This window comes from Rhodococcus sp. R1101, from assembly GCF_000278445.1.
Classification (GTDB): domain Bacteria; phylum Actinomycetota; class Actinomycetes; order Mycobacteriales; family Mycobacteriaceae; genus Rhodococcus; species Rhodococcus gordoniae.
In genome coordinates, this window is the sequence record NZ_AJVB01000046.1 from 1 (window position 1) to 15,928 (window position 15,928).

Here is a 15,928-nt window from a genome sequence, read left to right on the forward strand (position 1 = left end):
ACGATCGACGCCCACCTCGACGATCTGTGCGCGTGGCTCACCGAGGAGACGACCCGGATCGCACCGGGCACACCCGGCCCGGAAGCCACCCGCACGTCCCGCCCGCCCGGGACCGCGCGGTCGCTGGAGGACACGCTGACGGTGGTGTTCGGCGCGTCGGCAGGGGCGGGCCTCGGCAGGCTGCTCGTCACTCCGTTCGGGAATCTGCCGGGCTGGATGTCGCTGGTGGTCGCGATCGCGTGCGCGGTCCCGGCGGCGGGCTGGCTGATGCGGGTCCGCAGGCGTATCGCGTACCGGGAACGGATGCGCCGCTGGATCGCCGACGAGCTGGCCACCGTGCGCGCGGAGCTCGACAACTGGATCCGGACCCGCATCCACGAGACGGAACTGCAGTCCACTGCGCTCGCGATCGCCGCGCGCGACCGGCACGCGACCCGCGTGCGCGAGCGCATCGCGGCGATCGACGCGGAGATCACCTGTCGCCGCGGGGAACGGCGCGCCCGCATCGCGGCGTGCGAACGCGACCTCGCGGCGCTCGGACACGACCCGGAACCGCGGGATGCCGGCGTGCGTCGAACCGGATAGAAGCGATCCGGCGACCGCCGGGTCGGAAAGGAAACGATGGCCGAACTCGCCGGCGGATCGGGCGGACCGCCCCATCCGTTCACCGATCCGTTCGATCCTTCCGTGTTCGACCCCTCCGAGGTGGCTGCCTGGGCCGATGCCCTCGATCCGGCCACCGACCTCGACGGCGACGGTGTTGCCGAGACGGTGGTCGCCGACAGTGAGCGCTGGGGAGACGGCGGCGACCGGGGCGACGGTCTCGTGGTCGCCACCGACACCGATCTGGACGGCAGCAGCGACCGCCTGTCGGTGATCGCGGACGACGGACGCTACGGAGTGTGGGAATACTGTCGCGAGCTGGACGGATCGGGTCGCTGGAGCCGTCTCGACACAGGTAGCCTGGAATACGACGTACACCACGGAGAAGGGTCGAAGTGATTCATCTCCGGCTGCGTAGCAGGGGGAGGGGACGGTATTGTGCGCACGCTCTGAATCGTTTCTGTGAGATTTCCGACCGGCCCCGAGTGACGCCGGTCGGTCTTCCGACGTTAACCTCTATGAAAAGGACATCCGGCGCCTGCTTCGCCGTTCGGCCACGGACGAAGTAGGTGGTACCCCTGCCGAGAGGGGAAAGCCCGGATCTGCCATCGTCTGCACCGACAAAGTGCAGGTCGGCGGCGGGATCCGGTTCCGGGCACACCCCAGGAGAGTTTTGATGACCTCAGCGACCATTCCCGGTTTGAACGGTACCGACGACAAGCTTCCGACCCAGCATGCCGAGTTGCTTGCCTGGGTCCAGGAGATTGCCGAGCTCACCCAGCCCGATCGCGTCGTATGGGCCGACGGCTCCGATGAGGAATGGGACCGTCTGACTTCTCTGCTGGTGGAGGCCGGCACCTTCACGCGTCTGAACGACGAGAAGAAGCCGAACTCCTTCCTCGCGAACTCGGATCCGTCCGATGTCGCCCGTGTCGAGTCGCGCACGTTCATCTGCTCGGAGAACGAGATCGACGCCGGCCCCACCAACAACTGGATGGCGCCCGACGAGATGCGCGCCACGATGACCGAGCTGTACCGCGGCTGCATGCGCGGACGCACCCTGTACGTCGTTCCGTTCTGCATGGGCCCGCTCGGTGCCGACGACCCGAAGCTCGGCGTCGAGCTCACCGACTCGGAGTACGTCGTCGTCTCGATGCGCATCATGACCCGCATGGGCACCGCGGCTCTCGAGAAGCTCGGCACCGACCGTCCGTTCGTCAAGGCGCTGCACTCGGTGGGTGCGCCGCTCGAGGCCGGTCAGCAGGATGTCCCGTGGCCGTGCAACGACACCAAGTACATCACCCACTTCCCCGAGACCCGTGAGATCTGGAGCTTCGGCTCCGGTTACGGCGGCAACGCCCTGCTCGGCAAGAAGTGCTACTCACTGCGTATCGCGTCGGCGATGGCCCACGACGAGGGCTGGCTCGCCGAGCACATGCTGATCCTCAAGCTCATCTCCCCCGAGGACAAGGCGTACTACGTCGCCGCGGCGTTCCCGTCGGCGTGCGGCAAGACCAACCTCGCGATGATCCAGCCGACCATCCCCGGCTGGCGCGCCGAGACCCTCGGCGACGACATCGCGTGGATGCGCTTCGGCAAGGACGGCCGTCTCTACGCCGTCAACCCGGAGTTCGGCTTCTTCGGCGTCGCTCCGGGCACCAGCGCGGATTCGAACCCGAACGCGATGGCCACCATCGAGGCCGGCAACACCATCTACACCAACGTCGCGAAGACCGACGACGGCGACATCTGGTGGGAGGGCATCGGCGGCGGGACCCCGGCGCACCTCACCGACTGGCTGGGCAACGACTGGACCCCCGAGTCCGGCACCAACGCCGCGCACCCGAACTCGCGCTACTGCACCCCGATGTCGCAGTGCCCGATCCTCGCTCCCGAGTGGGACGACCCGCAGGGTGTGCCGATCTCGGCGATCCTGTTCGGCGGACGCCGCAAGACGACGGTGCCCCTCGTGAGCCAGTCCTTCGACTGGCAGCACGGCACCTTCCTCGGCGCGACCCTGTCGTCCGAGCAGACCGCCGCGGCCGAGGGCAAGGTCGGTAGCGTCCGTCGCGACCCGATGGCGATGCTGCCGTTCCTCGGCTACAACGCCGGCGACTACCTGAACCACTGGATCACGCTCGGCAAGAACGCCGACGAGGACAAGCTGCCGAAGATCTTCTACGTCAACTGGTTCCGTCGTGGCGACGACGGCCGCTTCCTGTGGCCCGGCTTCGGCGAGAACTCGCGTGTGCTCAAGTGGATCGTCGACCGTATCGAGAACAAGGCCGGCGCGCAGTCCACGCCGATCGGCTACGTTCCCACGGCCGCCGACCTCACGCTCGACGGTCTCGATGTCGAGCCCGCCGACGTCGACGAGGCCCTGAAGGTCGATGTCGACGAGTGGAAGGCCGAGATCGACGGCATCGCCGAGTGGTTCGACTTCCTCGGCGAGAAGGTGCCCGCGGGCATCCGCGACGAGTTCGAGGCACTGAAGCAGCGCCTGGGCTGATTCGATCCTGTTACGACGATGCCCGCTTCCGGTACTTCCGGAAGCGGGCATCGTCGTCCTTCACGCGTTCTGCTGCGCCGCCCACTCGTCGAGTCGTCGCTTCGCCTCTTCGGCCGGAACGTTCTCGACCCGCGTCATCACGGCCCAGCGGTGACCGAAGGGATCGAGGATCGAGGCGAACCGGTCGCCGGTCACGAAGGTCGACGGCTCCTCGAACACCCGGGAGCCGAGGGTGACGGCTCGCGCGAATACGGCGTCGACGTCCGTGCAGTACAGCACGTACGAATGGTCGACCTCGTTCGTTCCGCCGGGCGTGTGCAGACCCATCTCGGGATGCGGATCGCTCAATTGCATTCGGCCGTTGCCGAAGTCGAGTTCGGCATGCACGACCTTCCCGTCGGGGCCGTCCATCCGGTCGACGACGGTCGCTCCGAACGCCTCGCTGTAGAAGTCGATCGCGCGTCCTCCGTCGTGGACGACGAGGAAGGGTGTGAGGGAGGTGTATCCCTCGGGGACCGGATTCACCGAATTCGTCATGGTGTCAGTGTCGGACGGCGGCCGTGCGCTCGTATTGAAGAAACCCGACCGGTGAGGATCCGGCTCACGGACGGAAGACCGCGCGCAGGCAGTCGTCCTCCTTCTTCTCGAACATCTCGTATCCGCGTACCGCCTCGGTGAGCGGAAGGTCGTGCGTCATGAGCCAACTCGGGTCCAGCCTGTTCTCGAGGACGTGCTCGAACAGGGTGGGCATGTACCGCTGGCCGTGTTGCTGTGCCGTCCGCAATGTGAGGCTCTTGTTCGTCAGGACGGCCATCGGGAACTTGTCGGTGACACCGTAGATGCCCAGCACCGACACCACACCGCCCTTGCCGCAGGACAGGATCGCCTCCCGCAGGGAGGTCGCGCGGTCGCTCTCCATCCGCAGTGCCTGCTTGACCTTGTCGTAGGCCTGCATGACGCCGGTGCCGTGGCCTTCCATGCCCACCGCGTCGATACACGCGTCCGGCCCGCGCCCACCGGTGCTCTCGCGCAGCGTCTCGTAGACGCTGTCGACCTCGGTGTAATCCACCGTCTCGGCGCCGACCTTCTTCGCGGCGCGGTCGAGGCGATCGCGGAAACGGTCGATCACGATCACCCTTTCGGCACCCATGATCCTCGCGCTCGCCGCGGCCATGAGACCGACAGCGCCGGCACCCCAGACCGCCACGGTGTCACCCGAGGAGATGTCGCAGAAATCGGCACCCATATATCCCGTCGGCACCGCGTCCGACAGGAACAGGGCCTGCTCGTCACCGACACCCTCGGGGATCCGGAAGCAGTTGACGTCGCCGAAGGGCACGCGGATGTATTCGGCGTGCGAACCCTGATACCCGCCGAAAGGATGGGTGTACCCGTAGATGCCGCCGGTGGGATAGCCGAGCAGAGGCTGCTGCATGGCGGCGTTCGGATTGGTGGTGTCGCACGCGGCGTGCAGTCCGTCGGCGCAGTACGGGCATGTCCCGCATCCGATGAACGACGGCACGACCACCCGGTCGCCGACGTGTACCGAGGTCACCTCCGGGCCGGTCTCCACGATCTCGCCCATGAACTCGTGGCCGATCACGTCGCCCTCGCGCATCCCCGGTAGGTAACCGCCGAGAAAGTGCAGATCGGAACCGCAGGTCGTGGTGAGGCGGACCTTCACGATCACGTCGTGCGGATTGACCAGGCCGGGATCGTCGACCGTCTCGACCGATAATTCGTTCACACCCATCCAGCACAGGGCTCGCATCAGGCGTCTCCTTCCGATTCGCGGGCACTCGGACTGCCCTGCAGGGTGGGGATCTCGCCGGTCTGCATGAGGGCGCGCGCACGGTAGAGGGCGGTGAAGGTCCACGCGCCGGTGACCAGGTCGGGAGCGGGAACCTGGGCGCGCAGCGTCATCGCGGTGCCGCGCGGTGCGTCGGACACCGCGAGGACCACTCGGGGACCCGGCGTGTCCGCGTCGTCCTCTCCGACGAATGCGAGGCCCTCCGAGGTGACATCGACCCGGGTGTCCCAGATCGTGGATCTGCCGGCGACGTCCCAGGTCCAGCGCAGACGGTTCGCCTCGACCGTCTCGACCCGCACGTGATCGCCGAACACTCTGCTCAGGTTCTCGGGATCCCGCCAGAACTGCATGACCTGCGCCCGCGGAACCGTCACGGTCACCGTCTGCGGTTTCCGCGCGTCGACGGGCCGGTCCACGGCGCGCCGGACGAGTCCGCCGACCGTGTGACCGGCATGGTTCACCGCCCTGCCCGCGTTGTCGACGACTCTGCTCGCGTTCTCCGCGACCTTGCTCGCGTTCTGCACGACTCTGCCGAAATCGACCACCGTCGTCTCCTCACCGGTACGGACGGACAGGGACCGCCGGTCGCCGGATCGGACGACGAACGCCACAGTGGGCGTCGGGAAGATCGAGGCGGCCGCTGATGTTGAGTACCCGTGTACGCCGGACCGACACACCGTCGCCGCACTGTGCCCGCGCATGCGCGTGACCGGGGCGTGTGCACGGCTCCCCGGCTGCACAGCACGTATCAGCGAATGATGCAATGGTGTGACGGAAACGACCCGGTCGTCGCTACGACCGCTAGGAGGGATCGGCCCATATGAGCGGTATCTACAACAATGTCACCGAGCTGGTCGGGCGCACCCCGATCGTCAAGCTCAACCGTCTGACCGAGGGGTCCGGCGCGACGGTCGCCGTGAAGCTCGAGTTCTACAACCCGGCGAACAGCGTCAAGGACCGTATCGGCGTCGCGATCATCGACGCGGCCGAGAAGTCCGGTGAGCTGAAGCCCGGCGGCACGATCGTCGAGGGCACCTCCGGCAACACCGGCATCGCGCTCGCGATGGTCGGCGCTGCACGCGGCTACAAGGTCATCCTCACGATGCCCGAGACGATGTCCACCGAGCGTCGCGTCATGCTCCGCGCCTACGGCGCCGAGATCGTCCTCACCCCCGGCTCCGAGGGCATGAAGGGTGCCGTCGCGAAGGCCGAGGAGATCGTCGCGAACACCGAGAACGCGATCCTCGCCCGCCAGTTCGGCAACCCCGCGAACCCGGAGATCCACTACAACACGACCGGTGAGGAGATCTGGAAGGACACCGCCGGTGAGGTCGACATCTTCGTGGCCGGCATCGGTACGGGCGGCACCATCACGGGCGCGGGCCGCAGGCTCAAGGAGTACAAGCCGGACGTGAAGGTCGTCGGTGTCGAGCCGGTCGACTCGCCGATCCTCAACGGTGGCGAGCCCGGACCGCACAAGATCCAGGGCATCGGCGCCAACTTCGTGCCCGACGTGCTCGACCGCGAGGTCTACGACGAGATCGTCGACGTGTCGTTCGAGGATTCGATTCGTATCGCGCGCGATCTGGGCACCCAGGAAGGCATTCTCGGCGGCATCTCGTCGGGTGCGATCGTCTGGGCGGCCCTCGAGCTGGCGAAGCGTCCCGAGAACGCCGGCAAGCTGATCGTCGCCGTCGTCTGCGACTTCGGTGAGCGGTACATCTCCACCCCGCTGTTCGAACACATCCGGGACTGATCGCCGTCGTGGGTATCCTGCACACTCTGCGGGAGGATCTGCAGTCTGCGCGCGGCCACGATCCGGCCGCGCGCAGCGACGCGGAGAACGCCGTCGTCTACTCGGGGCTGCACGCGATCTGGTCGCACCGCATCGCGCACCGGATGTGGCAGGTGCCCGCGCTGAAGGGACCTGCGCGGATCCTCGCGCAGTTCACCCGATTCCTCACCGGCATCGAGATCCATCCCGGCGCGACCATCGGGCGTCGTTTCTTCATCGACCACGGCATGGGCGTGGTCATCGGCGAGACGGCCGAGATCGGCGACGACGTGATGCTCTACCACGGCGTGACGCTCGGTGGCCGGTCGCTGGCGAAGGAGAAGCGTCATCCGACGCTGGGCAACCGGGTCACCGTCGGAGCAGGGGCGAAGGTCCTCGGCCCGGTGGTGATCGGGGACGACAGCGCGATCGGTGCCAACGCCGTGGTCACCCACGACGTGCCGGCGGATTCGATCGCCACGGGCATCCCCGCGACCGTCCGCTCCCGCAAGAAGCACGAACCGCTCGTGGATCCGACGACCTACATCGATCCCGCCATGTACATCTGAGGTCGTGTCCTGCCGAGGGGGAGGGTATGTGCGTTCTCGTCGGAGAATTCGCACATACCCTCCCCCTCGTCGTACGGGATCAGCCCTCGTAGCCGGGCGGATAGAGCACGGACTTCAGCTCGCAGAACGCCTCGAGTCCTTCGGGGCCGTTCTCGCGTCCGATGCCGGAATTCTTGAATCCACCGAACGGTGAACCGGGATCGAAGGCGTACCAGTTGATTCCGTAGGTGCCGGTGCGCACGCGCGACGCGATCTCGAGGCCCTTCTCGACGTCGGTGGTGTACACGGAACCGGCGAGGCCGTAATCGGAGTCGTTGGCGATCTTCACCGCTTCGTCGACGCTGTCGTAGGGGATCACGCAGATGACGGGCCCGAAGATCTCCTCGCGGGCGATCGTCATCGAGTTGTCGACGTCGGCGAAGATCGTCGGCTCGACGAAGTAACCCTTGTCGAGGTGCGCCGGACGGCCGCCGCCGATCACGACGCGGGCACCCTCCTCCGTGCCCTTGGCGATGTAGCCTTCGACGCGGTCGCGCTGCTTGGCGGAGATCAGCGGACCGATCTGCGCGGCCTCGTCGCCGGGAGGCCCGACGGGGAAGAACGCGGTTGCGCCGGCGACCTTCTCGACGACCTCGTCGTAGCGGGAACGGGGAGCCAGGATCCGCGTCTGGCCGACACAGGCCTGGCCGGTGTTGATCAGCCCCGACATCACCAGCATGGCGACGGTGGAGTCGAGGTCCGCGTCCTCGAGGACGATGGCCGCGGACTTGCCGCCGAGTTCGAGCGAGCAGCGCTTGAGATTGCGCGCCGCGATCTCGCCGATGTGCTTGCCCACCGCGGTCGACCCGGTGAAGGTGATCTTGTCGATGTCCGGATGGGACACGAGGCTCTCGCCGGTGTCCGCGCCGCCCGGAACCACCGACAGCACGCCCTCGGGAAGACCGGCCTCGGTGAAGATCTCGGCGACGAGGTTCACGGCCAGCGGGGCCTCGGGGGCAGGCTTGAGCACCACGGAGCATCCGGCGAGCAGTGCGGGTGCGATCTTGTTCGCGCACAGGAACAGCGGCACGTTCCACGCGATGACGGCGGCGACGACGCCGACCGGTTCGCGGGTGACGCGGGTGCGGCCGAACGAGCCGACCCGTTCCTCGACCCAGTTGAACGAATCAGCCAGTCCGGCATAGAAATTCAGCGTCCCCAGGGCCGGTGTCATCTGCACCATCTGGACGGAGGGGCCCGGCTGGCCGAGTTCGGAACCGAGGACGGCGGCGATCTCGTCGTTGCGTTCCTCGATGAGCGCGACGGCCTTGGCGAGTACCTGCGCGCGTTCGGCCGGCGACGTGCGCGGCCACGGTCCGTCGTCGAAGGCGCGCCGGGCGGCGGCGACCGCGGCGTCGACATCCTTCGGTCCTGCGACCGGCACGGAGCCGACCCGCTCCTCGGTGGCGGGGGAGAACACCTCGAGTCTCTCGTCGGTCGACGGTGCCACCCACTCGCCGCCGATGAACAACTTGTCGTAGTCGGTCATGTCGCTTCCTCACCTGGCTGTGCTCGTGTATCGGCCGTATTCGTGTGACCTCGAACACTAGAACACGTTACAACTATTGACCAGGGGGTGACCAGACCGGATGGGACGGGAAGGCTCACTCCCCGAGGTGACAGCGCCGGTGCAGCGAGCGAATCGTCTGCTCGAGTTCGGGCGCGGGCCCGTCGACGACGGCATCGGGCACGACCTCGCGGATCGGCAGCGGACGGACGGGTGCCGGCGGCACGCCCATCTCGCCGAGCCACCGGACCAGTTGCTCGGACGACGCCGCGTAGACGATCCGCCCCAGGCCCACCCAGCCGTGCGCGGCCGCGCACATCGGGCAGTGCTCACCGGAGGTGTAGACGGTGGCGGTGGCGCGCCGGTCCGGGTCGAGATGTTCGGCCGCCCACCGCGCGAGGGCGAACTCGGGATGTCGGGTGCTGTCGCCGTCGGCGACGCGGTTGCGGTCCTCGGCCAGGACCTCGCCGTCCGCGTCGACGAGCACCGACCCGAACGGCTCGTCACCTGCCGCGACCGCCTCCTCCGCGAGTTCGACGCACCGCCTCAGATGTTGCAGATCCGTGTCGTTCACCATGAACGTCTCCTTCCTCCCTCGGCTGCACAGTAGGGCGGGGGAGGAGTCGGGTGGCGCGAATCGCTCACCGTCACCACACTGGACAGTGCCCAACGGTCAGGAGACATGTCATGGCGGAGAACAATCCGTTCGGATTCGACCCCGAAGATCTCGACCGCGTGGTGCGGGAGGCCGGAGAGGAACTGCGGGAGCTGAAGGACCGCATCTTCTCGTTCCTCGAGCCACCCGCGGCGCCGACGCGCACCCAGCCACGGCCCGAGACCACCGGTGAGAAGGGCGACGGGGTCTGGGTCGTCTACACCACCGACGACGACGGCGTCGCCCGCGTCGACCAGGTCCATCGCACCGAACTGGACGCGCTGCGCACACTCAAGGGCAACACCGATCCGCGACGCTCGGTGCGGTTCCTGCCCTACGGGATGAGCGTGAGCATCCTCGACCGGCCGAGCGTCACCGAGGGCGGGGCCGGCCAGGACGGTGCCACCGAGGACGCTGCTTCCGGCGACGACGCGACCGGCGAGAACTGACCCGGAGGTTCACCCGCCGTCGTGGATGTACGAGGCGAGCTGGTCGCGTTCGGTCTGTAGCTCGTCGATGCGGCTCTTGACCACGTCGCCGATACTGACGATCCCGACCAGCCGAGCGTCGACCACGACCGGCAGGTGCCGGATCCGTTGTTCGGTCATGGTCTCGGCGAGACTGTCGACCGAATCGCTGGGCAGGCAGGTCGTCACCGTCCGGGACATCAGTTCGTGCGCCGGTGCCGCAAGGATCGACGGGCCGCGTTCGTGCAGGGCACGCACGACGTCGCGTTCGGTGACGATGCCCGCGACGGTCTTGCCCTCGCACACCACCATCGCGCCGATGTTGAACCGCGCGAAATCGCCGATGAGTTCGCACACCGTGGTGCCGGGCGCGACCGTGTGCACCGCCGAGCCCTTGTTCCGCAAAATGTCAGCAATCCGCATCCGGTACCGCCGATCCGCTCGCCGGCATCCCGGCGGACCGCCACCGGTTTCGGCCGGGATTCCGATGTGGTCCTCAGGGTAGGCCGGAAAGTGCGGCGTGCCCGGTCAGGTTACCCAGTCGTGACCTGCAGCGGCGATCGCGGCGCCGGTGAGAGTGCCCAGGGCACCGAGTTCGGCGGGGACGATCCGCAGGTCCTGCACGAACGTCAGGCGGGCGTGCCGCGCCGCCGACGCGAGCATGGGTCGCCACAGGTGGCCACCGGCCTGGGCGAATCCTCCACCGACGACCACCCGCCCCACATCTGCCAGTGCGGCTGCCGACGCGACGACCTGGCCCAGCGCCGTCCCGGCCCGTTCGAGTGCCGCTGCGGCGACGCCGACTCCGGCCTCGGCGTCCGCAGCGAGCGCGACGCCGTCGGGCCCGTCCCAGCCGTGGGCACGGGCCCAGCGCACCGCCGACGGGCCGCTCGCCACCGTCTCGATGCAGCCGACGCCCCCGCACGCGCACACCGTCGTACCGTAGGGCGAGACCACGTGCCCGATGTGGCCGGCATTGCCGGTGCGGCCGCGCACGATCCGGCCCCCGAGTACCAGACCTCCGCCGATACCGGTGCCCAGCACGACGCCGAGCAGGTCGGCGACGTCGCGTCCGGCCCCGAAGCGCTGCTCGGCCAGGGTCGCTGCGGCTCCGTCCATCACCAGGTCCACCCGGGCGCCGGGGAACAGGCCGCGCACGGCGTCGACGAGTGCGAAACCGGAACTCCACTCGGAGATGTTGATCGGGCCGATCGTGCCGGTCGTCGTGTCGACCGGCCCTGCCGCGGCAATTCCCACGGCGGTCACCGGCCCGGCGCCGATCTCTTCGACCTGCCGTAGCAGTCCCGCGCACGCGCCCCACACGTCGTTCGAGGGGACCGGCACGGACCGGGCTTCGAGCGGGGTGCCGTCGTCGGCGGCGACGGCCGCGGCGAGCTTGGTGCCGCCGACGTCCAGGGCCAATGCGGTCATGGACACGACACTAAGCGACCGGTCAGCGACGCCGCAGGACCAGTACCAGGTTGCTGACGAGGAACTCCCGGACGCCGGGCACGTGCACGAGCCACCACGCCCACCTCGGGTGGTAGCGGGGAAACGCCGCGAGCAGTTCGCCGTCCGGCGTCGAGCGTGCCCAGCGCAGGCCGTCGTCGGCACCGACGTCGAACAGCGACACCCCGTACCGGTTCTTCGGTTCCCGGCCGTGCTTGCGGGCGTAACGACGGGCCGCGTACTCGCCTCCGAAGGCGTGCCACGGACCGGTCTCGTGCCCACCGAACGGACCCCACCACAGGGTGTACGACAGCACCATCAGCCCGCCGGGGCGCGTGACGCGCAGCATCTCGTCGGCCATCGCCCACGGCGTCGCGACGTGTTCGGCGACGTTCGACGAGAAGCACACGTCGACCGATCCGGTCCGCAGCGGCAACGCCAGCCCGGAGCCACGGATCGCGCCGCCCACCTGCAGACCGGCGGCGTGCATCTCCGAGGGGTCGGGCTCGATCGGAACGTACCGGGATCCCACTTCGGTGAATGCGTCGGCGAAGTATCCGGGCCCACCACCGACGTCGACGACCGTGGTTCCCGTCAGATCGGTGCCGGTCAGGCCCGTGTAGAGGTCGCCGATCAGATCGACGGTGTCGCGGGCGAGACCGCCGTAGAACTTCTCCGGTGCCGTCTGCTCGAACCGGAAGCTGCCGAGCAACCCCGCGGAACGGCGCAGTGTGGCGCGGCGGGCGAACAACCGGGTCACGTCGGTGCGGGGTGGTGTCGTCGAAGGCACGTCCAGTCACCTTAGTGCTGCGCTTGTACTCGTCCCTCACCTGTCGCCGACGGGCACCCGCTACTGTGTCCCTGTCATCGTCCGAGTCACATCTGCCCGGCCGGGTGGTCGAGTCGACACCGGCAGGCTGGTCGAGTCACTACAGGGGGTCGCCGCGTGCGGGAGGTTCTGCTGCTCTGCTGGCGCGACAGCGGGCATCCGCAGGGGGGCGGCAGCGAGCGGTATCTCGAACAGGTCGGAGCGCAGCTCGCGGCGCGCGGCGTCCGGGTCGTCCTGCGAACCGCCGCATACCCCGGCGCCGCGAAGCGCGACCGCATCGACGGCATCACCGTCAGCCGCGGCGGGGGACGGCTCACCGTCTATCCGCGCGCACTCGCCGCGATCCTCGCAGGCAGGTTCGGTGTCGGTCCCCTCGCCGGTGTCCGCCCCGACGCCGTGATCGACACCCAGAACGGCATCCCCTTCTTCGCGCGGCTCGTCGCCGGCGCGCCGGTCACGGTGCTCGTGCACCACTGCCATCGTGAGCAGTGGCCGGTCGCAGGCAGACTGATGGCCACGCTCGGCTGGTGGATCGAGTCGTCGCTGTCGCCGCGCGTGCACCGCCGCAACCAGTACCTCACCGTCTCGCTCCCGTCCGCCGACGAGCTGCGCGCTCTCGGCGTCGACCGGGAGCGGATCGCGGTGGTCCGCAACGGCGTCGACGCCGTCCCCGCCGGTGTCGCGGCGGGTGGCGACGACACGCGAACGGCTCATCCCAGCATGTGCGTACTCTCGCGGCTGGTGCCGCACAAGCAGATCGAGGATGCCCTCGCCGCGGTCGCGGCGCTGCGCGGCACGGTTCCGGGCCTGCACCTCGACGTCATCGGCGGCGGCTGGTGGGAGCAGAACCTCCGCGATGCGGCCGCCGAACTCGGTATCGGCGACGCCGTCACCTTCCACGGCCACGTCGACGAAGAGCGGAAGCACGAATTGCTCTCGCGCGCATGGGTTCACGTGATGCCCTCGCGTAAGGAGGGGTGGGGGCTCGCGGTGGTCGAAGCCGCCCAGCACGGCGTGCCCACCATCGGCTACCGCAGCTCCAGAGGACTCACCGACTCGATCATCGACGGCGTCACCGGTCTGCTCGTCGACTCGCCCGCCGAACTGACCGCCGCCGTCGCCGATCTGCTCGCCGACGCGGACCGTCGTCGTCAGCTCGGCAACAAGGCCCGCATCCGTGCCGGCGAATTCTCGTGGGAGGCCACGGGTGAGGGTGTCCACGAGGTCCTGTCCGTCACGACCTTCGGGCACACCGTCTCAGGACTGTTCCCGCGCGCCGACGAGCCGTCGTCTCTCACCGACCCGCTGCCCGAGCGCACATCCAGCGCCGCCGGCCAGTACCAGTAGCCACACCACGTGCGCCCCGACCGCCGGCGCCCGGTGGGGTGACGGCGGCGAGGTGACCCCCTCCACCCGGTACAGGCTCAGATCCTCGTCGCGGTAGGCAGTGCCGAGAGCTCCGAGCGTGCTCTGCGCGTCGCCGAGAGCTCCGAGCGTGCTCTGCGCGTCGCCGAGAGCTCCGAGCGTGCTCTGCGCGTCGCCGAGTTCACCCGGCGTGCCGTGCTCGACGAGCACCCAGCCCACCCCGCGGGCGGCGAGCGCACTCGGGTCCGCACCGGACAGCAACAGGGCCTCGACGTCCGCCGCGCGGCGACCCTCACCGTCGACGCTGCCGTCGGCGACGACGAGAGTTCCGGTCTGCAGGACGTCGGCGCGCAGCATCCGGGGGGACGGATCGAGAACCGGCACCGGGCCGGAGAAGTCGAAGACCCGGAACATGCCCGCGGGCAGAACGGCCACATCGCCGTCGCCGGCCGTCACGATCTGCGACACCCGCTCCCAGCCCGCCGGATACCGCACGGGCCGTAACTGCCCGCCGACACCCCACACCAGGTCGGGGAGCGCGACCAGCACGGCGACGATCGCGGCCGCCGCCCACACCGGTTCGGGCGCCGCGAAGCGCCGCGCGAGGACCGTCGTACCTGCAGCCGCGGCGAGCGCGTAGGCGGGCATCGCCCACGCGACCCACTTCTGGGTGTCGCGCAGCAGGCCGGCGCCGGGAACGTGCACCATCGCCCATTCGCCGAGGGCGAGTCCCGGGCCGGTCGCGGCGAGCGCGACGACGAGCACCGCAAGGACGGCCGGCGCGACGAGCGCGACGATCACGGGATTGCCGCGCCGGCGCCACAGTGCCGGCACACCGCACGCCACCACTGCGAGCAGCAGCAGGGTGCCCACCAGAGCCCATCCCGTCGTGCGCGAGGCGGGGACGGCATCGGCGTTCCAGATCCCGCCGAGCCCCGCCACCGAACCGATCGTGCCGAGAAGGGGTTCGGCCCGCGCGGCGAACGCGCGCACACCGGCGGGATCTGCTTCGGTGCCGCCCCCGGCGAGCGCCGTCGCGACCAGCCACGGCAGCGACACCGCGACACCCAGGGCGAGCGCGGTGCCCACCCGCGGCAGCACCCGCGTCCGTCCACCGGGGGCGGCGAGGACAGCGCATGCCGTCACGATCGCCAGCAGCGCGCCGGTCGGGGTCAGGCCCGCGGCAGCCAGGCAGACTGCCATCGATGCCCACCCGCCGCGTCGGCGCCGCCGGATCGCGACGGCCGCACAGATCGTCCACGGCAGCGCGGCATACCCGGCGAGCAGACTCCAATGCCCCTGCAACAACCGCTCGGCGACGTACGGATTCCAGATCGCCACCGTCGCCGCCACGAGCCGGGCACCGATGCCACTCGTGGGCAGCACCACCGCGACCAGCCGTGCCGCCCCCCATCCCGCGGCCCACAACGACGCGGCCAGAAGTGCCGTGACCGCGACACCGCCGTCCACGACGGTGCTCACCCACGCCAGCAGGGCGTCCTGCGGCACCGCGCGGGCCGCGGCGTCGGACAGTCCGAGTGCGGAATCGGTCGGGAACGACCGGGGAGTGCTCACCGCGTCGCGGAAGAGCAGGTAGCCGGGGGAGACGAGGAACGGACCGAGCACCGCGACGGTCAGCGCCAGCGACCACACCGGGGGCGCTGCCGCCGGCAGTGCCGCCCGGATGGGCATGCGGGACGACTCCGGGCGTGGCATGGCGGCAGAATACGGTGTCGTTCCGGATGGGAGGATGAGCGGATGCCGCGAACACCCCGACCCGCGTCGGAGGGCGCCGAGACCACCCGTGGTTCGACGACGGGGACCGCCGTCACGGGCATGACGCTGGTGACGGTCGGCGCGATGACCGCAAACCTCGCGTCGTATCTGCTGCACCTGCCGGCGGGACGCTGGCTCGGGCCTGCCGGATACGGCGAGTTCGCGAGCCTGCTCGCCGCACAACTCGTCCTCGCCGTGCCGGCCCTGGCGTTGCAGACGGTCGTCGCCCGGGAGGCCGTGCACGGCACGGGTACCGCCGCTCTGCGCCGTCTCGGTTACCGCTGCGCCGTGCTCGCCTTCGTCGTCGCGATGCTCCTCGTGCCCGTCGTGGCGTGGGCGCTCGACACGAGCGTCGGGGGAGCGTTCGGATCGCTCCTCACCGCACCGCTGCTCGTCCTGCTCGCCGCCGAGCAGGGTCTGCTCCAGGGGCGGGGCAGGTTCGCTGCGCTCAGTGTCGTCCTGGGCGCCGCAGGCATCGCGAAGGTGGTGCCGGCGGTCGCGGTGCTCGCCGTCGGAGGCGGTCCCGGCGCGGCGCTGTTCGCCGGTGCGATCGGGACAGGTGTGGTCGCGCCGGCC

General features: G+C 69.4%; 15 protein-coding genes and 2 pseudogenes. 8 read left to right on the forward strand and 9 right to left on the reverse strand.

The window, feature by feature from the left end:
* The 3 genes and pseudogenes from R1101_RS0105855 to R1101_RS0105865 form a co-directional block, all read left to right on the forward strand.
* Positions 1 to 585: pseudogene (locus R1101_RS0105855) on the forward strand (hypothetical protein); the annotation flags it as partial.
* Positions 586 to 621: 36 nt separating this feature from the next.
* Positions 622 to 1,002: a DUF6802 family protein gene (locus R1101_RS0105860; RefSeq protein WP_016932534.1), complete on the forward strand. Its 381-nt coding sequence runs from the start codon at positions 622 to 624 to the stop codon at positions 1,000 to 1,002.
* A 277-nt stretch (positions 1,003 to 1,279) separates the two neighbouring features.
* Positions 1,280 to 3,112, forward strand: a complete 1,833-nt coding sequence (locus R1101_RS0105865) for a phosphoenolpyruvate carboxykinase (GTP) (RefSeq protein ID WP_016932535.1) — start codon at positions 1,280 to 1,282, stop codon at positions 3,110 to 3,112.
* Between the two features lie 60 nt (positions 3,113 to 3,172).
* Here R1101_RS0105865 and R1101_RS0105870 read toward each other — a convergent pair whose 3' ends face one another.
* From R1101_RS0105870 to R1101_RS0105880, 3 genes are all read right to left on the reverse strand, one after another.
* Positions 3,173 to 3,649 carry a VOC family protein gene (locus tag R1101_RS0105870; RefSeq protein WP_016932536.1) on the reverse strand — a complete coding sequence of 159 codons (477 nt, stop codon included), beginning with the start codon at positions 3,647 to 3,649 and terminating at the stop codon, positions 3,173 to 3,175.
* 64 nt (positions 3,650 to 3,713) lie between these two features.
* Complete coding sequence (locus tag R1101_RS0105875) at positions 3,714 to 4,883, reverse strand: zinc-dependent alcohol dehydrogenase (protein WP_026002931.1); 1,170 nt, start codon at positions 4,881 to 4,883, stop codon at positions 3,714 to 3,716.
* Positions 4,883 to 5,467, reverse strand: a complete 585-nt coding sequence (locus R1101_RS0105880) for a hypothetical protein (RefSeq protein ID WP_037222260.1) — start codon at positions 5,465 to 5,467, stop codon at positions 4,883 to 4,885. Before R1101_RS0105880 ends, R1101_RS0105875 begins: the two co-directional genes overlap by 1 nt.
* A 275-nt stretch (positions 5,468 to 5,742) precedes the next feature.
* On the opposite strand from R1101_RS0105880, the gene cysK reads away from it, so the two are divergent.
* The gene (gene cysK, locus R1101_RS0105885; protein WP_016932539.1) at positions 5,743 to 6,678 is read left to right on the forward strand and encodes a cysteine synthase A; all 936 of its coding nucleotides are present in this window, start codon (positions 5,743 to 5,745) and stop codon (positions 6,676 to 6,678) included.
* Positions 6,679 to 6,686: 8 nt separating this feature from the next.
* The gene (gene epsC / locus R1101_RS0105890; RefSeq protein ID WP_016932540.1) at positions 6,687 to 7,265 is read left to right on the forward strand and encodes a serine O-acetyltransferase EpsC; all 579 of its coding nucleotides are present in this window, start codon (positions 6,687 to 6,689) and stop codon (positions 7,263 to 7,265) included.
* A gap of 79 nt (positions 7,266 to 7,344) precedes the next feature.
* On the opposite strand, the gene R1101_RS0105895 is transcribed toward epsC, so the two are convergent.
* Both R1101_RS0105895 and R1101_RS0105900 read right to left on the reverse strand, forming a co-directional pair.
* Entirely contained in the window at positions 7,345 to 8,793 is a 1,449-nt protein-coding gene (locus R1101_RS0105895) for an aldehyde dehydrogenase (RefSeq protein ID WP_016932541.1), read from the reverse strand.
* A 115-nt stretch (positions 8,794 to 8,908) separates the two neighbouring features.
* Positions 8,909 to 9,388, reverse strand: coding sequence for a nucleoside deaminase (locus tag R1101_RS0105900; RefSeq protein WP_016932542.1), 480 nt, complete (start codon positions 9,386 to 9,388; stop codon positions 8,909 to 8,911).
* Positions 9,389 to 9,498: 110 nt separating this feature from the next.
* Here R1101_RS0105900 and R1101_RS0105905 point away from each other — a divergent pair, with 110 nt between their 5' ends.
* Positions 9,499 to 9,915 carry a hypothetical protein gene (locus tag R1101_RS0105905; protein WP_016932543.1) on the forward strand — a complete coding sequence of 139 codons (417 nt, stop codon included), beginning with the start codon at positions 9,499 to 9,501 and terminating at the stop codon, positions 9,913 to 9,915.
* A gap of 9 nt (positions 9,916 to 9,924) precedes the next feature.
* Here R1101_RS0105905 and R1101_RS0105910 read toward each other — a convergent pair whose 3' ends face one another.
* The 3 genes from R1101_RS0105910 to R1101_RS0105920 all read right to left on the reverse strand — a co-directional run bounded on the left by R1101_RS0105910 (position 9,925) and on the right by R1101_RS0105920 (position 12,142).
* Positions 9,925 to 10,356: a CBS domain-containing protein gene (locus tag R1101_RS0105910; RefSeq protein ID WP_026002933.1), complete on the reverse strand. Its 432-nt coding sequence runs from the start codon at positions 10,354 to 10,356 to the stop codon at positions 9,925 to 9,927.
* Between the two features lie 105 nt (positions 10,357 to 10,461).
* Positions 10,462 to 11,364, reverse strand: a complete 903-nt coding sequence (locus R1101_RS0105915; protein ID WP_016932545.1) for an ROK family protein — start codon at positions 11,362 to 11,364, stop codon at positions 10,462 to 10,464.
* Positions 11,365 to 11,386: 22 nt separating this feature from the next.
* Positions 11,387 to 12,142: a class I SAM-dependent methyltransferase gene (locus R1101_RS0105920; protein ID WP_016932546.1), complete on the reverse strand. Its 756-nt coding sequence runs from the start codon at positions 12,140 to 12,142 to the stop codon at positions 11,387 to 11,389.
* A 186-nt stretch (positions 12,143 to 12,328) separates the two neighbouring features.
* Between R1101_RS0105920 and R1101_RS0105925 the strand changes: the two genes are divergently transcribed.
* A complete protein-coding gene (locus R1101_RS0105925) occupies positions 12,329 to 13,558 on the forward strand; it encodes a glycosyltransferase family 4 protein (protein WP_016932547.1) in 1,230 nt (409 codons plus the stop codon).
* Here R1101_RS0105925 and R1101_RS0105930 read toward each other — a convergent pair.
* Positions 13,469 to 15,292 (reverse strand): hypothetical protein, encoded by a 1,824-nt coding sequence (locus R1101_RS0105930; protein ID WP_051017481.1) that lies wholly within the window; start codon positions 15,290 to 15,292, stop codon positions 13,469 to 13,471. The genes R1101_RS0105925 and R1101_RS0105930 overlap by 90 nt on opposite strands.
* A gap of 42 nt (positions 15,293 to 15,334) precedes the next feature.
* On the opposite strand from R1101_RS0105930, the pseudogene R1101_RS0105935 reads away from it, so the two are divergent.
* Positions 15,335 to 15,928, forward strand: a pseudogene (locus R1101_RS0105935) (polysaccharide biosynthesis protein); the annotation flags it as partial.